At 32.4% G+C, this 21,779-nt stretch carries 20 protein-coding genes; 18 read left to right on the top strand and 2 right to left on the bottom strand.

The window, feature by feature from the left end:
- The first annotated feature begins 144 nt into the window (after positions 1-144).
- Together LGK95_RS10055 and LGK95_RS10050 are read left to right on the top strand one after the other, a co-directional pair.
- Positions 145-606: a hypothetical protein gene (locus LGK95_RS10055; protein WP_226124595.1), complete on the top strand. Its 462-nt coding sequence runs from the start codon at positions 145-147 to the stop codon at positions 604-606.
- 513 nt (positions 607-1,119) lie between these two features.
- On the top strand, positions 1,120-2,901 hold the full coding sequence (locus tag LGK95_RS10050) for a penicillin-binding transpeptidase domain-containing protein (RefSeq protein WP_226124593.1): 1,782 nt from the start codon (positions 1,120-1,122) through the stop codon (positions 2,899-2,901).
- Positions 2,902-2,966: 65 nt separating this feature from the next.
- Here the strand turns inward: LGK95_RS10050 and LGK95_RS10045 are convergent, their stop codons facing one another.
- Positions 2,967-3,869, bottom strand: a complete 903-nt coding sequence (locus tag LGK95_RS10045; RefSeq protein WP_226124591.1) for a glycyl-radical enzyme activating protein — start codon at positions 3,867-3,869, stop codon at positions 2,967-2,969.
- 253 nt (positions 3,870-4,122) lie between these two features.
- Between LGK95_RS10045 and LGK95_RS10040 the strand changes: the two genes are divergently transcribed.
- The 15 genes from LGK95_RS10040 to nadE (LGK95_RS09970) all read left to right on the top strand — a co-directional run bounded on the left by LGK95_RS10040 (position 4,123) and on the right by nadE (LGK95_RS09970) (position 19,310).
- Positions 4,123-4,878, top strand: a complete 756-nt coding sequence (locus LGK95_RS10040; protein WP_226124589.1) for a DeoR/GlpR family DNA-binding transcription regulator — start codon at positions 4,123-4,125, stop codon at positions 4,876-4,878.
- A 19-nt stretch (positions 4,879-4,897) separates the two neighbouring features.
- Positions 4,898-7,303, top strand: a complete 2,406-nt coding sequence (locus tag LGK95_RS10035) for a glycyl radical protein (RefSeq protein WP_226124587.1) — start codon at positions 4,898-4,900, stop codon at positions 7,301-7,303.
- 20 nt (positions 7,304-7,323) lie between these two features.
- On the top strand, positions 7,324-8,004 hold the full coding sequence (locus LGK95_RS10030; RefSeq protein ID WP_226124584.1) for a fructose-6-phosphate aldolase: 681 nt from the start codon (positions 7,324-7,326) through the stop codon (positions 8,002-8,004).
- A 173-nt stretch (positions 8,005-8,177) separates the two neighbouring features.
- A complete protein-coding gene (gene zwf, locus LGK95_RS10025) occupies positions 8,178-9,692 on the top strand; it encodes a glucose-6-phosphate dehydrogenase (RefSeq protein ID WP_226124581.1) in 1,515 nt (504 codons plus the stop codon).
- A 1-nt stretch (position 9,693) separates the two neighbouring features.
- Entirely contained in the window at positions 9,694-10,320 is a 627-nt protein-coding gene (locus LGK95_RS10020) for a cyclase family protein (protein WP_226124578.1), read from the top strand.
- Between the two features lie 49 nt (positions 10,321-10,369).
- Positions 10,370-11,020, top strand: coding sequence for an aspartate/glutamate racemase family protein (locus LGK95_RS10015; protein WP_226124575.1), 651 nt, complete (start codon positions 10,370-10,372; stop codon positions 11,018-11,020).
- Positions 11,021-11,853: 833 nt separating this feature from the next.
- Positions 11,854-12,273, top strand: a complete 420-nt coding sequence (locus LGK95_RS10010; RefSeq protein WP_226124573.1) for a SoxR reducing system RseC family protein — start codon at positions 11,854-11,856, stop codon at positions 12,271-12,273.
- A gap of 73 nt (positions 12,274-12,346) precedes the next feature.
- Positions 12,347-13,684, top strand: a complete 1,338-nt coding sequence (rsxC, locus tag LGK95_RS10005; RefSeq protein ID WP_226124571.1) for an electron transport complex subunit RsxC — start codon at positions 12,347-12,349, stop codon at positions 13,682-13,684.
- The gene (locus LGK95_RS10000) at positions 13,681-14,688 is read left to right on the top strand and encodes an RnfABCDGE type electron transport complex subunit D (protein ID WP_226124569.1); all 1,008 of its coding nucleotides are present in this window, start codon (positions 13,681-13,683) and stop codon (positions 14,686-14,688) included. The genes rsxC and LGK95_RS10000 overlap by 4 nt, the downstream gene beginning before the upstream one ends.
- A complete protein-coding gene (locus LGK95_RS09995; RefSeq protein ID WP_226124567.1) occupies positions 14,678-15,262 on the top strand; it encodes an RnfABCDGE type electron transport complex subunit G in 585 nt (194 codons plus the stop codon). Before LGK95_RS10000 ends, LGK95_RS09995 begins: the two co-directional genes overlap by 11 nt.
- 1 nt (position 15,263) lies before the next feature.
- Positions 15,264-15,887 (top strand): electron transport complex subunit RsxE, encoded by a 624-nt coding sequence (gene rsxE, locus LGK95_RS09990; RefSeq protein ID WP_226124565.1) that lies wholly within the window; start codon positions 15,264-15,266, stop codon positions 15,885-15,887.
- Positions 15,887-16,468 (top strand): electron transport complex protein RnfA, encoded by a 582-nt coding sequence (locus LGK95_RS09985; RefSeq protein WP_226124562.1) that lies wholly within the window; start codon positions 15,887-15,889, stop codon positions 16,466-16,468. Before rsxE ends, LGK95_RS09985 begins: the two co-directional genes overlap by 1 nt.
- A 29-nt stretch (positions 16,469-16,497) precedes the next feature.
- Entirely contained in the window at positions 16,498-17,364 is an 867-nt protein-coding gene (gene rnfB, locus LGK95_RS09980) for an RnfABCDGE type electron transport complex subunit B (RefSeq protein WP_226124699.1), read from the top strand.
- 182 nt (positions 17,365-17,546) lie between these two features.
- Complete coding sequence (nadE, locus tag LGK95_RS09975; RefSeq protein WP_226124560.1) at positions 17,547-18,350, top strand: NAD(+) synthase; 804 nt, start codon at positions 17,547-17,549, stop codon at positions 18,348-18,350.
- Between the two features lie 156 nt (positions 18,351-18,506).
- On the top strand, positions 18,507-19,310 hold the full coding sequence (gene nadE / locus LGK95_RS09970) for an NAD(+) synthase (protein ID WP_226124557.1): 804 nt from the start codon (positions 18,507-18,509) through the stop codon (positions 19,308-19,310).
- A gap of 81 nt (positions 19,311-19,391) precedes the next feature.
- Here the strand turns inward: nadE (LGK95_RS09970) and LGK95_RS09965 are convergent, their stop codons facing one another.
- Positions 19,392-21,017 (bottom strand): HEAT repeat domain-containing protein, encoded by a 1,626-nt coding sequence (locus tag LGK95_RS09965; protein WP_226124555.1) that lies wholly within the window; start codon positions 21,015-21,017, stop codon positions 19,392-19,394.
- Positions 21,018-21,217: 200 nt separating this feature from the next.
- On the opposite strand from LGK95_RS09965, the gene LGK95_RS09960 reads away from it, so the two are divergent.
- Entirely contained in the window at positions 21,218-21,778 is a 561-nt protein-coding gene (locus LGK95_RS09960; RefSeq protein WP_226124553.1) for a nitroreductase family protein, read from the top strand.
- Position 21,779: the final 1 nt, after the last annotated feature.

Genomic DNA, 21,779 nt, shown 5'->3' with positions numbered 1-21,779 from the left:
AAACAAATAAGTAACATATTCTTTACAATGAACTGCTATAATAGGTGTAACAGATACATTCTTAATAAAGAACCTTATACAAAAGAGGCTTTGAGGATTTTAGTTTTATTAATCTAATAATTTATTAGAAAGGTGAGGATTAAAATGAAAGAAGAAGAAGAATTATTATATAATGTAATCTTTCCTGAAGATGATGATCCCAATCATCTTAATTATGGCTATTTTATGGGAAAGAGCAAGAAAAGCGTATACAAATTAAAAGCTGTTATTAATGATAGTCAACTAAACCCAATAATAATTTGTGATGGTAATAGGGAAAATGCTTTTTTTGCTAAGGTTTTTGAAAGTGAAGTAGACAGATTCTTAAAAATTGTTAGTGAGCTTAATTTCAAACAAATTAAGATAAACAGCTGTCATATGAATGAGGTAAAGTACATGTTTGAGGAAGAGATAATGGGACACCGAAAAAAAGGACATAAGACAACCCAATATCTATTACCACAGAGGTTTAATAGGGGAGTAAGAAACTGGAAATTACCAGATGTAATAGAATTTAATCCAATTAATGGAAACAAACCAACCTTAAAAAGGGTAATTAACTTATAAAGTTTTATTAACTAAGGTGAAGCATTAAAACTTTAATGCTTCACCTTAGTTAATTTTATTCCATTCATTTCTTAAACATATCCATTTTGTTGTATTCCTCATATCGGTTTAACAAGCTAAATTATCGTTTCTCATAAGTTTTGTAATGAATGTATATTATTATACCTTCAGTTTGCTAACATGTGCACCGATAGTATATTAAGAGGGGTATTAGATCAAAGCATAATTACCTAATATAAATCTGTCTAATTAATTAATTTATAATACATAAACAAAAATGTAATTATAAACAGTGAACAAAATTTAAATTTAAAAAATCCAGATACTATATGTAGTATTTGGATTTTTTTTCGATTATAATGGTTGGAAAGTATTCTTTGTTTACATACATTTTGACTAGTATACATTAACGATTTATCCACATTTGAAGGGTAGAATGAACATGTTAATAAAAAATCATTAAATAAGAATATACATATTTAAACTAAAATATAAAGCAGGTTGGTGAGCAAAGTGAAAAGAAGAAAGTCGCGAGGTAAAAGAATTTTTATTGTTGGTATTATATTTTCTTTAGTATTTAGTGCTCTTGTTGGTAGGTTATTATATTTAATGGCCCTTAATGGCTCTAAATATAAAGCATTAGCATTACAACAGCAGACGAAAAGTATAGAAGTAGCTCCTAAGAGAGGGGTAATTGTGGACAGAAATGGTTTAGACTTGGCATTAAGCATGAATGTTTATAGGGTAGATGCTGATTTAAGTGTATTAAAAAAATATTTGGTAGATAAAAAAATACCACAGGGACAAGCATCTGAAAAACTTTCAAAGATATTTAATGTTAAAAAGAGCGAAATTGAAAAGATATTAAATACCGACAATGGCAAAGGAAAACCACTTCAATTTGTATCATTTAAAAGAAATGTTGAGAAGGAAGTGGTAGATTCTATTAAAGATTTGAAATATAAGGGAATAATAATTTCAAGTGATGTGGCGAGAATCTATCCAAATGATAGTTTTTTATCTCATGTTATAGGGCATACCAACTCAAATGGTTCTGGAGTCAACGGAGTAGAGATGAGTTACAATGATGATTTAGCGGGTATTCCTGGTGTAAAAGTAGTTGAGTTAGATAGGGAAAGTAATGAACTGCCTTATACGGAAGCAGTAACGGTTAAGCCGATAGACGGAAATAATTTGACTCTCACTATAGATGAACGAATTCAAGAGTTAGCTGAAAGAGTAGCTAAAGAAACATTAACTGAAAATGGTGCAAAGTCTGTAAGTATTACCATTATGAATCCAAATGATGGTGAGGTTTTAGCAATGGCAAATGCACCAGACTATAATTTAAGCAAGCCTTATGTGGAAGGTAAAACAGATAAAGAAACACAGGAAACATGGAAGAATAGAGCTATCAGCAATGTGTTTGAGCCTGGATCAATTTTCAAGGTTATAACAGCTGCAGCTGCACTTCAAAATAATGCTCTAACTGACAATGATCGCTTTGTAAGTGATGGAAGCATCAAGGTCGGAGATAGAACATTGTATAGTGACAACAAAGAGAATTATGGAGTTGAGACTTTTTCTGACATAATTAAAAATTCAGATAATGTCGGGTTTGTAAAGCTGGGGCAGATGATTGGAAAAGAAAACCTTTATAACTTTGTAAAAAAGGCTGGGTTTGGAGAAAAAACCGATATCGATTTGACTGGTGAAGGTACAGGCTTAGTAAAAAGTTTAAAAAAAATCACACCTATTGATCTTGCTACAATGTCCTACGGACAAGGTGTTGCGGTTACCCAGGTACAATATATTGCTGCTTTTAATGCAGTAGCTAATGGTGGAACATGGATAAAACCACATGTTATGAAAGAAGTATCACATAATGTAAATGGTAAAAAAGTTATAGACAAGCAGTTTAATGATTTTAATAAGAAAGCTATAATGGACAAAGAAAAAGCAGCTCAATTAAGAACGTATTTGGAAAGGGTTGTTGAAGAAGGAACTGCAATTGGAACTTATATGGATGGCTATCACATAGCTGGAAAGACTGGAACTGCCAATAAAGTTAATAGTACCAATGGAGGTTATGAATCTGGTAAATATATATCATCATTTGTAGGCATGGCCCCTGCAAGTAACCCAAAAGTTAGCTTAATAGTTACTATAGAGGAGCCAAACTCTGCTAAATATTATGCGGCTCAGACAGCTGTACCAGCAGCTAATAAGCTGTTTTCAGAGTTATTTCCAATAATGAAAATGACTCCTGATAATGTGAGTGGTACAAAAAAATAATAATAATGCAGATTAGAATTAACTATTTTATATCAGTAAACAGAGTAGTACTAAAATGACCTAAATTATATTATACAATCTAGTCCATTTTTAATGAATATTTCTTTATAATCTTGTAAATCATCTTCATGCAATTGGGAAACACCTGCAAAACTGTACTTCTTATTCAATAAGGAGTATTTTTTTTCACCAAATTGATGAAAAGGTAATAGGTTTACTTTTATTGCACCAACTTCTTTTAAAATATTACAAAAACCCTGTGCATCTTCCAAACTGTTATTGATGTCGGGTATCACTGGAATTCGGATAATAACATCTTTCCCTTGTTCAATTGCAGTTTTTAAGTTGAAAATAATTGTTTCGTTATAAACATTAGTATAAGCAAAGTGCTTTTGGCTATCATAATGCTTTATGTCAAATAAAAGTAAATCAACTTTTTTAATAATCGTTTGGAAAATTTCTGGTGGTGCATATCCTGTAGTTTCACAGGCGGTATGGATGCCTTGTTCTCTTAGCTCTTGCAGTAAAACAATTGCAAATTCATGTTGCACTAAAACCTCACCACCGGATAATGTAACACCACCCTTTGACTCAGCATAAAAGTCTTTATCCTTCATAACTTCTTTCATAATATAATCAAGGTTTCGGTATTTTCCGAATATGGTAAGTGCTGACTTAGGGCATGTCTTAACGCAGTTCAAACAACCGGTACATTTATTCCCATTAAAAGTGATTTTATTATTTATAAAAGCGATATTCTTATGTGGACAGATTTCCATGCATTTTAAGCATCCATCACATTTACTTTCATCAAAGGATAGCTGTGGACTACCATATTGTGACTCCGGATTACTGCACCAAAGGCATTTTAAAGGGCACCCTTTAAAAAATACTACTGTGCGAATACCTGGTCCATCGTGAATACTATATTTTTGTATATTGAAGATGGAAGCAGTTTGATTATTCATATGATAGCTCCTTATATACTTTTTTTATCATTTTAAGTTATAGTAGCATAGACATATTTTAAAGTAAAGTAAAAGCTTCATATAAAAATTATATTAGTTACGAATGAAACTATAAATTGATTTATAGAGTATATTTGCTATAATTAACTTGTGAACGAATGATGATCTATTTCACTTGAAATTAATATCTTTATTTTTGAAACCCACTGTGATATAATTTGCATAATATTTAGGAAAGAAAGGAAGATTTTTCATGAACAAAAGGCATGCAAAACTATTAGAACTTGTAAATGCAAATGGTCGTATTGAAGTTACTTTATTATCTGAAAAGCTTGCGGTTTCACAAGTTACAGTACGTAAGGATCTGGCATTACTTGAAGAAAAAGGCCTTATAAAGAGAGAGCATGGTTATGCCGTAATGATTAGTAGTGACGATATTAATAACCGCTTGGCCTGTAACTATGATGTGAAGCTTAAAATTGCAATTTTAGCTGCAAATTTAGTTGAAAATGGTGAAACGGTGATGATTGAGTCTGGTTCGTGTTGCGCATTACTTGCCCAGGAGCTTGCAACAAATAAGCGTGATGTCACCATAATTACTAATTCTGCATTTGTAGCATCATACATAAGAGAATGTCCTTATGGAAAGGTAGTTTTGCTTGGGGGTGATTACCAGAAGGAGAGTCAGGTTGTGGTTGGGCCAATTACTCGCAAATGTATTGAAAGTTTTTATGTGGATAAGCTATTTGTTGGTACAGATGGGTTTACTGAATTAGCAGGATTTACAGGCAATAATCACATGAGAACAGAAACAGTAAGAACGATGGCTGAAAATGCTAATAAGGTTATTGTGTTAACCGAATCTAGAAAATTTTTTATGCAAGGTGTAGTATCACAGTTTAAAATTAATGAAGTCACTATTCTTGTTACTGATAACAAAATACCTGAAGTTATGGAAAGCCTATTAGTTCAAAATAACTTAGATGTACAAGTAGTAGATACACAATAATTACTAAAAGGAGAAAAATATGAATTACTTTGGTAAATTAACTACAAGAATGCAAGAGTTTCGTGAAGATTTATTAAACGCAAAACCTATGGTGTGTGTAGAACGTGCTAAACTTGTAACAGAAAGTTACAAGCTACATGCGGATAAACCAATGGTTTTGCGTAGAGCATTAATGCTTGAGAATGTGCTGAAAAATATGAGCATATATATTGAGCCTCAAACTCTGATTGCAGGTAATCAAGCATGTTCTAATCGCTCTGCACCTATTTTCCCGGAATATGCAATGGATTGGGTAATAAAGGAGCTTGATGAGTTTGATAAGCGTGACGGAGATCGGTTTTATATTACAGAAGAAAATAAGCAGGCTCTAAGAAAAATTGCACCATACTGGGAGCATAACACACTAAAAGACCGTGGTATAGCAGCTATGCCTGCTGAGAGCAAAGTGTTTTATGATTTAGGTATAATTAAAGCTGAGGGAAATATTACATCTGGAGACGCTCATTTAGCCGTTAATTATGAAAAGATTTTAATATACGGCCTAGCTGATTACAAGAAGCGTACCCAGGAGAAACTTAATGATCTAGACTTAACAGACTATAAAAAATTAAACAAGTCTTATTTTTATCGTGGAATTATCATTGTACTAAACGCAGTAGTTGATTTTGCTAAGCGTTATGCAGATTGTGCATTCGAGAAGGCGAGGACTGAGCAAAATGATAATCGCAGGGCAGAACTTGTAAATATGGGTCACATTCTTAGCAAGGTTCCGTTTGCTGGTGCGGATAATTTGCAAGAGGCTATTCAATCATTGTGGATTGTTCATTTATGTTTACAAATTGAGTCTAATGGACACTCACTTTCTTATGGCAGAATGGACCAATACTTATATCCATTTTACAAGAAAGACCTTGCTGATAAAACGGTTACAAAAGATTATGCTTGTGAATTATTAACCAATTTGTGGCTAAAAACTTATACAATTAATAAAATTCGTTCTTGGGGCCATACTCAATTTAGTGCTGGTAGTCCACTTTATCAAAATGTTACAGTTGGAGGTCAAACAAGTTCTAAGAAGGATGCTGTTAACCCACTATCGTATCTAATACTACGTAGTGTAGCACAAGTTAAACTACCACAACCTAATTTAACAGTTCGTTATCATAGTGGATTGGATGATACCTTTATGAAGGAGTGTATAGAGGTCGTTCGGTTAGGTACAGGAATGCCGGCTTTTAACAATGATGAAATTATCATTCCTAGTTTTATAAAAAAAGGTGTTAAGGAAATTGATGCCTACAATTACAGTGCTATTGGATGCGTTGAGGTTGCGGTGCCGGGAAAATGGGGATATAGATGCACTGGTATGAGTTTTTTAAATTTTGTTAAGAGCTTTATGATAGCATTGAATGATGGTGTTGATATTGAAAGTGGTATTAAATTATGCGAGGGGGTTGGTCATTTTAAAAATATGGAAAGATTTGACCAAGTGCTTGAGGCCTGGGATAAAATCATCCGTGAGTTTACACGTCACAGCGTTATTATTGATAACTGTGCAGACACAGTACTTGAGCAAGATGCTGCAGATGTTTTATGCTCTAGCTTAGTTGATGATTGCATTGACCGTGGATTAACTCTAAAAGAAGGTGGAGCAGTTTATGACTTTATTAGCGGACTACAGGTTGGCATAGCAAATCTGGGAGATTCCCTGGCTGCTATAAAAAAATGTATATTTGAGGATAAACTTTTTACCACATCTCAATTGTGGGTAGCAATAAGCAACAATTTTGAAGGCGAAGAAGGAAAGAAAATACAGAATTCGCTAATAAATGATGCACCAAAATATGGAAATGACGACGACTATATTGATTTATTATTAAAAGATGCATATGATGTATACATTGATGAAATAGGAAAATACCATAACACTAGATATGGTCGTGGACCTATTGGTGGAATATATTCGGCAGGAACATCTTCAATATCTGCAAATGTACCACAAGGGGATTCTACATCAGCAACGCCGGATGGACGATTAGCTCATACTCCACTTGCTGAAGGGTGTTCTCCAAGTCACGGTATGGATAAAAACGGCCCTACATCTGTGTTTAAATCGGTTTCAAAACTACCTACTGAAAAAATTACTGGGGGAGTGCTTTTAAACCAAAAGGTAAATCCACAAATGCTTGAAAAAGAGGAAGATAGAATGAAGCTTGTTATGCTCCTACGTACCTTCTTTAATCGATTGCATGGGTTTCATGTTCAGTATAATGTAGTATCAAGAGAAGTGTTATTAGATGCACAAAAACATCCAGAGGACCATCGTGATTTAATTGTACGTGTTGCAGGCTACAGTGCATTCTTTAATGTATTATCAAAACAGACTCAGGATGACATAATAGAACGTACCGAACACAAAATATAATATAAAAGGAGTTTTAAACTATGAAATATATGTTTGACACAATTAATATAGAGGATATTAAGCATTATAGTGAGTTTTACCCAATAACAGGGATTACTAGCAATCCAAGCATTATAAAAATAGAGGGTAAAATTAATTTTTTTAATCACTTCAAAGAGATTCGAAAAATTATAGGAATGAATAAATCTCTTCATATTCAAGTCGTTTCAGAGGATTATGATGGCATAATGGCAGAAGCTGCTGCTATTATCAAGAATGTTGATGATAAGGTATTTATAAAAGTGCCTGTAACTGAGCAAGGATTAAAAGCAATTAGAGCCTTAAAAGCAAAAGGAATTGGGGTTACTGCTACTGCAATTTATACAAAAGTACAAGGGTTACTTGCTATGGAGGCCGGTGCAGATTTTATAGCTCCTTATTACAATCGTATGGAGAACATGGATATAGATCCTAAGGCAGTTATTACTACTTTTGCTAAGATGATTGAAAAGTATAATTACTCAACCACAATACTTGCTGCAAGCTTTAAAAATATGGGACAGGTAAATACAGCATTTGAGTGTGGTGCACAAACGGCGACAATCCAACCAGCACTTCTACATACTGCTCTCAAAATGCCTGTAATTAAAAAGGCTGTGGAGGATTTTACAACTGATTTTGAAACTATATTTGGAAAAGGTGTATCAATTGTAGATTTATAGGACATAAATAAACCTTACTTTAAAACTCTAACTTATTAATATTAATTATAATAAGTTAGTTATTTTATTTTGATTAATTTGTAATACATTAAGAATGATAATTGGAACATAAAAATACAAAATGAATATGATAAAAAGTATATTATAAAAAAATAGGAGGAAGGAGGCACTTGATGGAGAAAGATATAAATAAAGAACTTTCTAGTATGTTTGTAATTTTTGGTGGAACTGGCGATCTAACAAAAAGAAAACTTATTCCTGCTATTTTTAGTTTGATGTACGAGAATAAATTACCAGAGAATTTTACAATTGTGTCTATAGGAAGACGGGAAAAAACAAATGAACAATACAGAGAAGAAATGTACGAATTTGCAATAAAATTCTGCCGGTTTCCTTTAAATGATAAATTGTGGCGAACTTTTAGTAAAAGAATTTTCTATAAAAACTTTGATTTTACATCAGACAAGGAAGGGTACAAGGATTTAGATTCATTTTTAATAAATGTGGAGACTGAATACTTAACTGGAGGTAGGAGATTATATTATTTAGCAGTTGCACCAGAATTTTTTGAAGGAATAATTAGAAATTTAAAGAATAATAATATGGTATGTATGGCAACAGGATGGCAGAGGATAATGGTCGAAAAACCTTTTGGATCAAGTTTGAAAACAGCTAGAATTTTAAACCATAATATATCAAAACTTATACCAGAAGAGGACATATTTAGAATAGACCACTATTTGGGGAAGGAAATGATTCAAAATATATTAGCAATCAGATTTGGTAACTCTTTATTTGAACCCCTATGGAATGCAAATTATATTGATAATATTCAAATTACATCTAATGAACTTTTAGGTGTAGAGAATAGAGGGGCATATTATGAAAAGGCTGGTATATTAAAAGATATGCTTCAAAATCATTTATTACAAATGTTAACAATGATTGCAATGGAACCTCCGGTAGACTTTGATCCTGAATCAATAAGAGATGAGAAAGTTAAGGTTCTACGATCACTCAGACCTTTTACTGAGGAATCTGTTAAGGAAGACATAGTTCGGGGTCAATATGGGGAGGGAATCGTCAATGGAATAAAAGCAGTGGGATATAGACAAGAAGATAGAGTGTCAAGAGAATCTAATACAGATACGTTTATAGCTCTTAAGACATATATTGATAATTTTCGATGGGGAGGAGTACCCATATATATAAGAGCAGGAAAGAGAATGGATACAAAAAGTACAGAGATAGTTATTCAATTTAAGAAACTTGCTGGGATCAATTATTATAAGGAATTTAATGAAATTGGTCATAATCTTTTAGTTTTAAAAATTCAGCCAGAAGAGGGCTTTTTCTTTCAGATAAATGCTAAAAAACCTGGTAATGATTTTAAAATGGAAAAGGTGGAATTAGATTATTGCCAAAGCTGTAAGTATGTAAATGATTCGCCTGAAGCCTATGAGAGGCTATTATTAGAGGCAATTAGAAATAACTCATCTTTGTTTACAAGGTGGGATGAACTTGAACATTCATGGAAATTTATTGAAAGCATAGAAAAGGGATATGAAAGCGATATATCTAATTATCCTAATTACGCAGCAGGCACACCAGGACCAGAAGAAGCAATAAATTTAATTAAGAAGGATGGCAGACAGTGGTGGAATACTGCACCTTATAAGGAGATATAAAATGATCATTTATGATATATCTATGACAATAGAGCCGAAAATGGGAGTATATAAGAATAAAGAGGAAAAAAGGCCAGTTATTAAATATGAAAGAAAAATTCCAAAGGATAGTATTAATGAATCTAGTATGTATATGAATTTACATACAGGAACTCATGTAGATGCTCCATATCACGTAGATAATATGGGGTCTACCATTGATGATATTGATTTAAATAATTTAATTACAAAATGTAGGGTTTTAGACCTAACAAAAGTAATAGGTGGTATTACGAAAGAAGACCTTATGGATAAAAACATTAAATCTGGTGAATTCTTATTACTAAAAACTAAAAACTCATTTACAGAAGAATTTGAACCTGGTTTTGTGTATGTTGAAAAGAGTGGGGCTGAGTATTTAGCAGAAAAAAGTATAGTAGGCGTTGCTATAGATTCTTTTGGAATTGAGAGAGCTCAACCGGATCATGAAACTCACAAGATACTTTTTAATAAAGGGATAATTATTATAGAAGGAGTAAGACTTAAAAAAATTACTGAGGAAGAATATTTTATGTGTGCGTTACCACTTAAAATTAAAGGCGTAGATGGTTCTCCTGCTAGGATAGTATTAATAAAAGATTTAATATAGCCAATGAATGGAATAAAATGTACAAAAAAAATGATGAGAGGTAATACAAATGAATAATATATTAGTTGCGGTTATTGCAGGAACTCCTGTGGATACTAAAATGGGAGTGGATTTCTTGAATTCTAAAGGGATTAAGGCATTAGGATACCCAGTATCCTTGTGCTCTGAGGAACAATCAAAGATGCAAATATTGTCCCCATTTGAACTTGCAAATAAAATTAGTAATATAATAAACCGGATAAAATATGAAAACATTAATACAGTAGTTATATATTGCAATTCTATAAGTGCTGCAGTTGATATGGACAAGTTATCTAGAAAAAAAGATATAAGAATAATAACCCCATTCGATATTTATAAGAAAATTGCATGTGAGTATCACAATATTGGGGTGCTTTCAGCTAATAATCAAAGCTCCGCAGGAATTGAAAAAGTAATACAAAGTGTAAATCCTGATTGTGATGTTATCGGATTAGGAATACTCCCTATAGTTGTTGCAATAGAAAAAGGTATATCTGCTAAAGAAATAGTAGATAAATATGCATTAAGGAATGTTATGGAGTTTTATAATTCTATCGGAGTAGAAGCTATTATATTGGGATGCACTCACTTTCCTTATTTATATGATCAATTAAAAAAGTATTCAGATATTCCTATTTTTGATCCAACTGAACTTATGTATAAAATGATATTAGAATAAATTATAACATCATAGAAGTTAGTTAAATAATTATCAATAAAACATATTTAATACACTTTATCTATAATTACAAATATAAAAACGAGAATATTTTAAAAAAGAGAAGTAATATCAACATAGACATAAATTATAGTACAGAGATACAATTAAATTGTATCTCTATTTATCTTTCTTATATAGAAAGAACTTTTTCTTAAATGGATAATATAATTAAGATAACCTAGTGAATAAGGTACATTTTCAAGGTTAAGACATTATAAATAGCTTTGCATGAACCCAGCAATTTGCCTATTACTGAGGTTAAAAGCATATCTAATTTAGATTCACTAGATGAGTGATTGTTAAATATTTAACTAAATCCGGCAATAATAGTTAAAACATAATAAAATAAAAGAATATTATTTACAAGCACTGTATTAGTACTGGAGGATATAAATATAACAGCAATCTATAAACTCTTATTATAGTAACGAATTATTATTCTCCTACATTGTGAAAAACAATAGTATGCAAGAATATATTATCAAAAATAAAAATTGATAATTAACAAGCTGTATACATTTTAAAAAGCGTTTATATTATATAAACCTAATTAACTCTTATAAAGATACTTGTTAAAAAATAGATTATTATTGACTTTTAACTGAAATAAAACTATCTTGAGGTATAGAACTTGTAATTTATATATAATTCGACAGGTAATATATAAGAATTTATCGTAACCTTATAATAGAATTATTATTCTAGTTAAGAGGTGTGGAGTAACTAGAATAGAAATTATCCCTGTGAATATAATATATTTGGTATTGTAGCAAGGGGGAGGAGTAGAAAAATTGGTAAAAGAAGAAGAAGGAATTATAATAGAAATATTTGAGAATAATATTGCAAAAGTCAAAGTAGGCAGGCACAATGAGTGTAAAAATTGTGGAGCATGCCCAGGTGACAGTTCAGTTGTAATAGAAGCTAAAAATCCAATAGGAGCTAAAACTGGACAACGAATTTCGTTCCAAATGAAAGAGACAAATATGTTAATGGCGGCTTTTGTTGTATATATAGCCCCATTAGTTTCAGTTGTAATAGGTATTATTGTTGGACAAGTAATAGCTAAAAAACTTGGTTATTCGATGCGAGGTTTTCAAATAGGTGGCGGAATAATAACATTCGTATTATCAATGCTCAGTATAAAGAAATTTGATAGATATGCTCATAATAATGACAAAATGCAACCAGTTATTACTCAAATTATATCTTAAATAAAATTATTCTAGATTTTAAATATCTATATAATTCAATGTATTTTAAATATGCTAAAAGAGGTGTGGGAAAGTGATTAAAAGTTTTCGTGGAGGAATACATCCAAATGATAATAAACGTTATACAGCTGATAAGTCTATAGAAATAGCCCTACTACCAAGTAAGGTTATTATTCCTGTAAGGCAACATATAGGTGCGCCTTGTGCACCTATGGTAGCTAAGGGCGATTTGGTAAAAAAAGGACAAGTTATAGCAAATAGTTCAGCTTTTGTATCTAGTCCGGCTCATGCATCTATATCTGGTGTTGTTACAGATGTTGCAGAATATCCTCATCCAGTATTTGGTAAGTGTCTTTCTATTGTTATTGAAAATGATGGACTCGATGAGTGGATAGAAGGAATTCCAGTCCAAAGAGATTGGGAAAAATTAAATGACAATGAAATAAAAGGCATCATTAAAGATGCAGGTATCGTTGGTATGGGAGGAGCAACATTTCCAACTCACGTAAAATTGTCACCACCAAAGGAAAAGAAAATTGATTTACTTATTATAAATGCAGCAGAATGTGAACCGTTTTTAACAGCAGATCATAGAATGATGCTTGAGTATCCAGAGCAAATTGTTACTGGTGTAAAAATAATTATGCAGGTTCTAGGAGTTAAAAGAGCAGTCATAGGAATTGAAGACAATAAACCTGATGCAGTAAGTGTTATGCAAAAGGCATTTGAAGGAACTACAGTGGAAGTTAAGGCAATCCCAACTAAATATCCACAAGGAGCAGAAAAGATGCTAATTAAGGTAATTGCTGATCGTGAGGTTCCATCAGGAAGTTTACCAATGGATGTGGGCGTAGTTGTTCAAAACATAGGTACAGTTGTTGCAATAAATGATGCAGTGGTAAAAGGTATTCCACTAATTCAAAGAGTAACTACAATAAGTGGAAGTGCAGTAAAAGAACCTAAAAATCTTCTTTTAAGAATTGGAACAACATTTAAAGATGCAATAGATAATTGTGGTGGATTTTCAGAAAAACCAGCTAAGATTATTATGGGTGGTCCTATGATGGGATTTGCTCAATCAAATTTAGATATTTCTATTATTAAAGGAGTTTCTGGGATCCTTGGATTAAACAAAAAAGATATTAATAACGGAACGCAATCACCTTGTATTCGTTGTGGGAAATGTGTAACTGTTTGTCCCTGTGGACTCAATCCAAGTATGCTTAGTATATTGGGAGAAAAAGACATGTATGAAGAAGCAAAACTTGAACAAAATCTATTTGACTGTGCAGAATGTGGAAGTTGTGTTTATGTATGTCCTGCTAAGCGCAATATCGTACAATACATTAAATACAGCAAGATGAGAAACACAGCTGATGCTGCAAAAAAAAAGGAGGCGCTAGCTAAATGAGTGAAATAAAATTACAAGATAATCTTTTTACTATATCAACGTCTCCGCATATACGTGCAGAAGCATCTATTTCTAAAATTATGTGGACTGTAAGTCTGGCATTAACTCCAGCAGCGATTTTTGCAATTTATCACTTTGGAACTCCTGCTTTAATAGTACTACTTGCGGGAAGTTTGTCAGCAGTGGCATTTGAGTACATAGTGCAAAAACTTAGAAAAAAGACAATAACAGTATCTGATGGAAGTGCATTTTTGACAGGATTCTTGCTTTCAATGTGTTTACCACCAGCTATTCCAGCATACATGGCAGTAATTGGTTCTTTTATTGCTATTGTTATAGCAAAACACTCTATGGGTGGTCTTGGGTATAATATTTTTAATCCCGCTCATGTAGGTAGAGCTGCACTTATGGTGTCATGGCCAATAGCAATGACAACCTGGACAAGTTTGAGCGGAAAGGTAGATGCAGTAGCTTCTGCAACACCACTCGGTATTTTAAAACAACAAGGATATTCAAAATTAATTGATACTTTTGGAAGTGCACCTCAAATGTATAAATCAATGTTTATTGGTGCTCGTAATGGAAGTATTGGTGAAACCTCTACAGTTTTATTACTAATTGGAGGTATATATTTAATATATAAAGGTTATGCAAATTGGATAGTACCTGTATTTATGATTGCAACTGTAGGTATTTTAACTTGGGTATGTGGACCAACTGGTTTATTCACTGGAGATCCACTCTTTCATATAATGGCTGGAGGACTTATTATAGGTGCTTTCTTTATGGCTACAGATATGGTTACTATTCCAATCACAAAGAAAGGTCAGATAGTCTTTGCAATTGGAGCTGGAGCGATTACTGTCCTAATTAGGCTTAAGGGTGGATACCCTGAAGGGGTTTGTTATTCTATTTTATTAATGAATGCAGTTACACCACTTATTGATCGCTTTATGAAGCCAGTTAAATTTGGAGCGAGGGGGGTAGCGAAAAATGTCAGATGAGAATAATATTGATCCTAAGGTTAATCACGAAAAAAAGTATAGTATTTTTCAAATTGCTATAAATTTAACAGTTGCCTGTTTTATATCAGGTGCAATAATTGCTGGAACCTATTTTATAACAGCACCAGTTTCAGTAAAAACGGCAGCAAAAATTAAGACTGATGCAATGAGGTCACTAGTGACAAATGCACAAACTTTTACTGCGATAAAAACTAAACCAGATTGGTTTACTGCAGAAAAAGATGGAAAAATAATTGCATATGTTGTACCAGCAGAAAGCAAAGGGTATGGTGGAGCTATAAGTATGCTTGTATCAGTTACACCAAAAGGTGAAGTTATTGACTTTAATATATTAGAGAGTAAGGAAACACCTGGACTTGGAGATAATGCAAGTAAAGATCCTTTTAGAAATCAATTCAAAGGTAAAGCAGTCAAAGATTTAGAAGTTGTAAAAGACCCAACAAAAGTAAATAATATTCAAGCGATGACTGGAGCTACCATTTCGTCTAAAGCGGTAACTAAAGGCATCAAAGAAGCTGTGCAACAAGTTACACAGTTTGTAGGGGGAAAATAATATGAGAGAGCTATGGAATATATTCAAAAAAGGGATTATTGCAGAGAACCCGATATTTGTTCTTGCACTTAGTCTTTGCCCTGCTTTAGCTGTAACCAGTAGTGCGATAAATTCCCTAGTTATGGGACTTGCAGTAATGTTTGTTATTACTGTAAATAATGTTATTGTATCTATTTTTAGAAAAGTAGTAAATCCTAAGGTACGTGTACCCGTGTATATTACGTCAGTTGCAACAATTGTAACGGTGGTACAGTTGGTATTACAGGCATATTTACCTGTGCTTTTTAAGGCTTTAGGTATATATTTGGCTTTGATTGTTGTTTTTGCAATTATTTTAGCTAGAGCAGAAGTTTTTGCTTCAAAGAATAAAGTTACCCCATCCTTTTTCGATGGATTAGGAATGGGATGTGGTTTTGCACTTGCGCTTTTATCTATTGGGATAATTCGTGAACTTCTTGGTACAGGAGCTATATTTGGAATAAAAGTTCTTGGTTCTTGGTATAATCCGGCACTTATCATGATTTTACCACCAGGTGCATTTATACTAATTGGTTACATGGTAGCTGGTTTTAAGATGTGGACTGAACACACTGAAAAAGTTAAACTTGAGAGAGGTGAAGTATAATGGGTCATTATTTAACACTTCTTGCAAGTGGGGTTATTGTAAATAACTACGTTTTAACAAGATTTTTAGGACTTTGTATTTTCTTTGGAGTTTCTAAAAGTTTAAACGCCTCTATTGGTATGGGAATGGCTGTAACTTCTGTTATGACACTAAGTTCTATGCTCGCATGGGTGGTATATCATTTTGTATTAGCTCCTTTTCATTTAACATTTTTAACAACAGCGGTGTTTGTTCTTTTGATTGCTAGTTTTGTGCAGCTTTTAGAAATGATTATTAAAAAACATGCACCTACATTATATAATATGTGGGGTATCTATTTATTACTAATCGCTACAAATTGTGTTGTACTTGGTGTACCACTTTTAAATGTAGAGAATAGTTATTCATTCTTAGAAAGTACAGTATCTGCAGTCGGTGCCGGTTTAGGCTTTGCTTTGGCAATTGTACTTATGGCAAGTTTAAGAGAAAAATTAAGACTCGCAGATGTCCCTAAACCACTTGAGGGGCTTGGCATCGCGTTTATTTTAGCAGGTATGTTAGCATTAGCCTTCCTAGGTTTTTCTGGGATGATAGCAGTATAGAAGGGAGCTGAGAAATTAATATGAGTAATATAGATATTGCAATTGCAGTTTTAGTTGTAATGACATTAGTTGGACTAGTATTTGGTTTAGTTTTGGCGTTTGCCAATAAAAAGTTTGCCATTGAAGTAAATCCATTGATTCATATAGTTGAAGATATATTACCAAAAGGACAGTGTGGATCTTGTGGATTTGCTGGGTGTATGGCATATGCAGAAGCCGTGGTTATAAATCCAGATGTAGAACCAAATCTTTGCATTCCAGGTAAAGCACCTATTGCGAAACTGGTAGCAGAATTAACTGGTAAAAAAGCAGCGGAGATAGAACCAAAGGTAGCTTTTGTAAAATGTGCGGGTTCAGTAAGTAAAGCTAAAAAGGCATATGAATATAAAGGCGTGCAAGATTGTGTTGCAGCTTCATTACTACAGGGAGGACCAAAGGGATGTCAATATGGATGTCTTGGTTTTGGAACCTGTGTTAAAAACTGTCCTTTTGATGCAATGACAATGAGTGACGAAGGATTACCAATTATTAATGAACAAAAGTGTACAGGTTGTGGAAAATGTCAAACAGTTTGTCCAAAGAAAGTTATTGAATTAGTTCCTCTTGGAATTCATGTAGCATTAAATTGTAATTCACATGACAAAGGTGTTAAGGCACGTAAACTTTGCAGTATTGGTTGCATTGGATGTGGCCTATGCGTCAAAAATTGCCCACATAATGCAATAAAAATTGAAAATAACTTAGCAGTAGTTGATACAGAAATTTGTGTTTCATTGTGTAGTGAAAATACATGCTTATATAAATGCCCAACGGGCGCAATTGAAGGGCGTATAGAAAAAATGCCAGAGCAAAGTATAGCTGCAAAAGTGGTTAAAAATCAAAATCTCGCAGATTAAAGAGAATAATATGCTTTTAGAGAAAAAGTTTCAAAATTTATTGTACATTTTGAAACTTTTTCTCTTTATAATCTATATTGGAGGTGAATAAAATATTAACCATTAATATGTGTTAATATTTTAACAAAATTTTCATGTGATGTGTTATACTATTATTATAGATAAATTTAAGGAGGCTCAACATGGATAAACTTAAACAACAAGAAATAATGAATGAATTTGCTATACCTTCTCCTCATAAAGATGAGTCAGATCAGAAGTATGCATTTAGAATGATAGAAGAAATCACTTCTTTCTTAAAAGAATATGCTAAGAGCTCTGGAAAAAAGGGTTATGTCTGTCATCTTACTGGTGGAGTAGATAGCTTTGTAACAAATATGCTTATAAAAAAATCAGGGCTAGAACTAATCAGTCTATCACTTCCATTTGGAATTAAACCGGATATAGCTGATGTAGAGCTTGCAAAAAAAATTATAATGCCAGATGTTTTTAGGACTTATGATGTTATGGGACCTGTAATCGAATCCATTGAGCTACTTCGTAATTTACCATCTTCTAAAGTAGATATAGGTAATACAAAATCTAGAATAAGAATGACCGTATTATACAGAATAGCTGAAGTTTATGATGTATTAGTTGCTGGTTTCTCAAATGTGGCCGAGCTTACTTTAGGAATGGTTACTAAGTATGGTGATGATGCAGCAGATGTAAAACCGCTTGCGGGAATAACAAAAAGCATAATTTATGAAATGGCAAAAATATTTAATGCTCCTCAAACTATAATTGATAAAGTTTCCACCACGGGTATGTGGGACAATAGAGCGAACCAAGAAGAAGTTACAGAATTAAATCATCAGGTTTGTATGTATTTAAGAGGAGAGGACATAGAAAAACAATATGAAGAAAAGATCATAAAATTGTACACAGTTTCTAAACACAAAAGAAATTCACCAGTATCTCCAAAAGATTCTTGGTGGAATAAATAATATTTAAGTTAAAGAGATGCATCTAATGGTTAGAAGCATCTCTTTCCTTTACTTGTGTATGCACTCAAAGATATAAAATAATATTGTTAATATTTTAACATACTGTAGACAGAGTGTGTTATACTAAATGTATAAATAAGTTTAAGGAGGCTCGATATGGATAAAGTAAAACAACAAGAAATAGTTAATGAATTTGGTATACCTACTCCTCTGCAAGATGAGTCAGATGAAAAGTATGCATATAGAATGATAGAAGAAATCACTACTTTTTTGAAAGATTACGCTCAAAGCACTGGAAAAAAAGGTTATGTTTGCCATCTTTCAGGTGGAATAGATAGTTTTGTTACAAGTATGCTTATAAAAAAATCAGGACTTGAGCTAATTAGTTTATCACTTCCATTTGGCATTGAACCAGACAGAGCTGATGTAGAACTTGCAATACGTATTATAAAACCAGATGTATTTAGGACATATGATATAATGGGTCCCGTAAATGAATCCATTGATCTTCTTCATAATCTACCTTCATCAAAAGTAGACATAGGAAACACAAAATCAAGAATAAGAATGACCGTAATATATAGAATAGCTGAAGTTTATGATGTTCTAGTTGCTGGTTATTCAAGTGTAACTAATCTAACTCTAGGAATGGTTACTAAGTATGGCGACGATGCAGCAGATGTAAAACCACTAGCTGGAATAACAAAAAGTATAATTTGTGAAATGGCAAAAATATTTAAGGCACCCCAGTCTATAATTAATAAAATCCCAACTACTGGTATGTGGGACAATAAATCTAATTTAGATGAAGTAACAGCCTTAAATCATCAGGTTTGTATGTATTTAAGAGGTGAAGATATATCAGAAGAATACGAGAAGCAAATTTTAAAATTATATACAGTGTCTAAACATAAAAGACATTCGGCAGTTTCCCCAAAAGATACTTGGTGGATTAAATAATATAGTAAAAGGAATAGATGCGCCTAATGGTTAGGTGCATCTATTCCTTTATAATTTTAATTCGTAATATGTTTCATGTCCTTATTTTAACTTTAAAACAAATACATGAGGTGTGAGCCTGCCACTTTCAATTTTTATTTCTTGAAGTAATTCAAGCTGATCATTATCTAAGAGAACTTCCCTAAATAATTGTTTTTCTATTGTATAGATAAATGCTATTCCTTCTGGTTTAATAAGATTAGGTATTTTGTCTACAAATTCTTTATATAACTCAGCATACTTATTATGGGTAGTGGACTTATTATCAAATGGCATATTTGTTATAATTTCATCATATAGGTCATAAGGCCTAAATTCCAGTATATCGTCGGCTATAAGCTCAATACTTACATTAGCTAACTTGGAATTTATTGTTGAAGCTGTTATAGCAGTTCTAAATATATCAACGCCTGTTAAAGATTGATACTGTTCTAACTTAGCTCTTTCAATAAGCATTGTTGAAGCACCACAAAATGGGTCTATAACGTTAGCATTTGGTTCTAACCATTTTTGTATGGATTTTATAACGATAGCTGCAGTTACTGGATTTATAGAGGTAGCTAAATCATTTTTTCTGTACTCAAACCTATTATCCTTATAGGAATATAACTTTACAAAAACATTACATAGATTATTTTTTTCAAGTATTCTAATTTCAACTTCATAAGAAGAAGGGCTATTTTTTAAGTCTCCACAGGAAAGCTCATCTAATTCTCTAGACAAGTTTTTTACAAAATCAGACCGATCTCTATTAGAATCCATAGTTTTAAATTCAACTCTGTAACCAAAAGGAGATTTAATATCACTATAATGACACTCCTTTAAAAAGCCTACTATATTTGCATTCATAATTTCCGAAGCTATTACCTTATAATCAAATTCTAAATCATTACAATCAGCTAAAGGATATAATAGTTCATAAAATGTCCTGCAAGTGTAAACTTTGTCTATATCCTTCTCAAATATAAGGATACCATCATCTATGAGTCTGCCATCAATTAATTTATCATCAAGTTCCTTTATTGTAAGTTGATACTGATAATTCATAACTGTGAGTAATATGGATACGGGATTTTCAAACCCCTTAAATTCATGACGTGGCATTGGGCATAATTTATCTATTGCTCTCGTAAGTGCAAGCTTTTCCTCATTAATATGTTTATTAGTTGTTACTCGTGAGTCATTGTCTTTAGAAGCTTTTTCATTTTTAACTACTTCATCAAACATATTCTTTAACCTCTCTGCATCATGTGCACTGCCGCAGTTTCCTATTGCAAGTACATAGGAATATCGAACAAATAGTTTTTCTTCGGAGTTGTAAGCGCTGTACAAAGCCTCTAAATATGCAGGATCCCCAAGTTCTCCAATAACACCACATACATTTTTACGAACCTTTGGATCAGAATGGGAAAGAAGAGCACTAAGCTTTTCCCTTGAATTACCAATAGTTCTTTTGAACATTCCCTTTGGTTTTTCCTTTTTTAGAATATCTCTCATAACAGAAAGTAATGTTCGTGGGTCATCCTCAGTTATTATTTTTGACCATAACATGGGAATAGCATTATTATAATCTAAGGATAGTTTATTTATTATAGCAGATCTTTGTTTATCATCTGAAGTTTTTAGATTTTCTATGAAAGCTGCTATTGTATCATTTATCTCTATCATTCGTTTCACCTCTTATGTTTAAATTTATTAACTTCAATTATATCATACATATATTTTTCTAACAAAAAAAATAGGATATTTACTCCCAATATAAGAAATATAATATTACCCGAAGGCTTTACAAATCAATAAATATAAGGTACATTTAAAAATAGCATATTATGAAAACGGAATATATTATGAAAATGGAGGCTAGTAAAATGAATGAAACTTTAAAAAACATACGTAACAGGCGAAGTACAAGAGCATTTTTACCAGAGCAAGTCAATGGCGCAGATTTGACAGAAATAATAGATGCAGGGTTATATGCACCAAGTGCTACTAATAAACAACCATGGCACTTTACCATAATTCAAAGAAAAGATATCATAGATAGATTAAGTGAGGCTTTTAAAGAAATTGCAATGAAATCTGATAATGAATATATTAGAAGATTTTCAGATAATGAAAAGTTCCATGTGTTTTATAATGCACCGACAGTAGTATTAGTATCTGGAGACGAAAGTAATGACAATGCCTCGGTTGATTGTGGAGTTGCAGTGGAAAATATGCTGATAGCCGCAGAATCATTAGAAATTGGTGGTTGTTGGGTGGGTCTTATTTCCTATCTACTAAATAGCGAAGAGGGTAAAAAATTTGTTAAGGAACTTGAAATACCAGAAGGGTTTAAACAAATACATTCGTTTTGCCTTGGATATAAAAAAATTGAGATAACTAATGCCCCAGCAAGAAAAGAAAATAACGTAAATTATATAAAATAAT

The sequence above is a fragment of the Clostridium algoriphilum genome, from assembly GCF_020443705.1.
GTDB classification, from domain to species: Bacteria; Bacillota; Clostridia; order Clostridiales; family Clostridiaceae; genus Clostridium_AD; species Clostridium_AD algoriphilum.
This window is presented reverse-complemented; position numbering and strand designations above follow the sequence as displayed.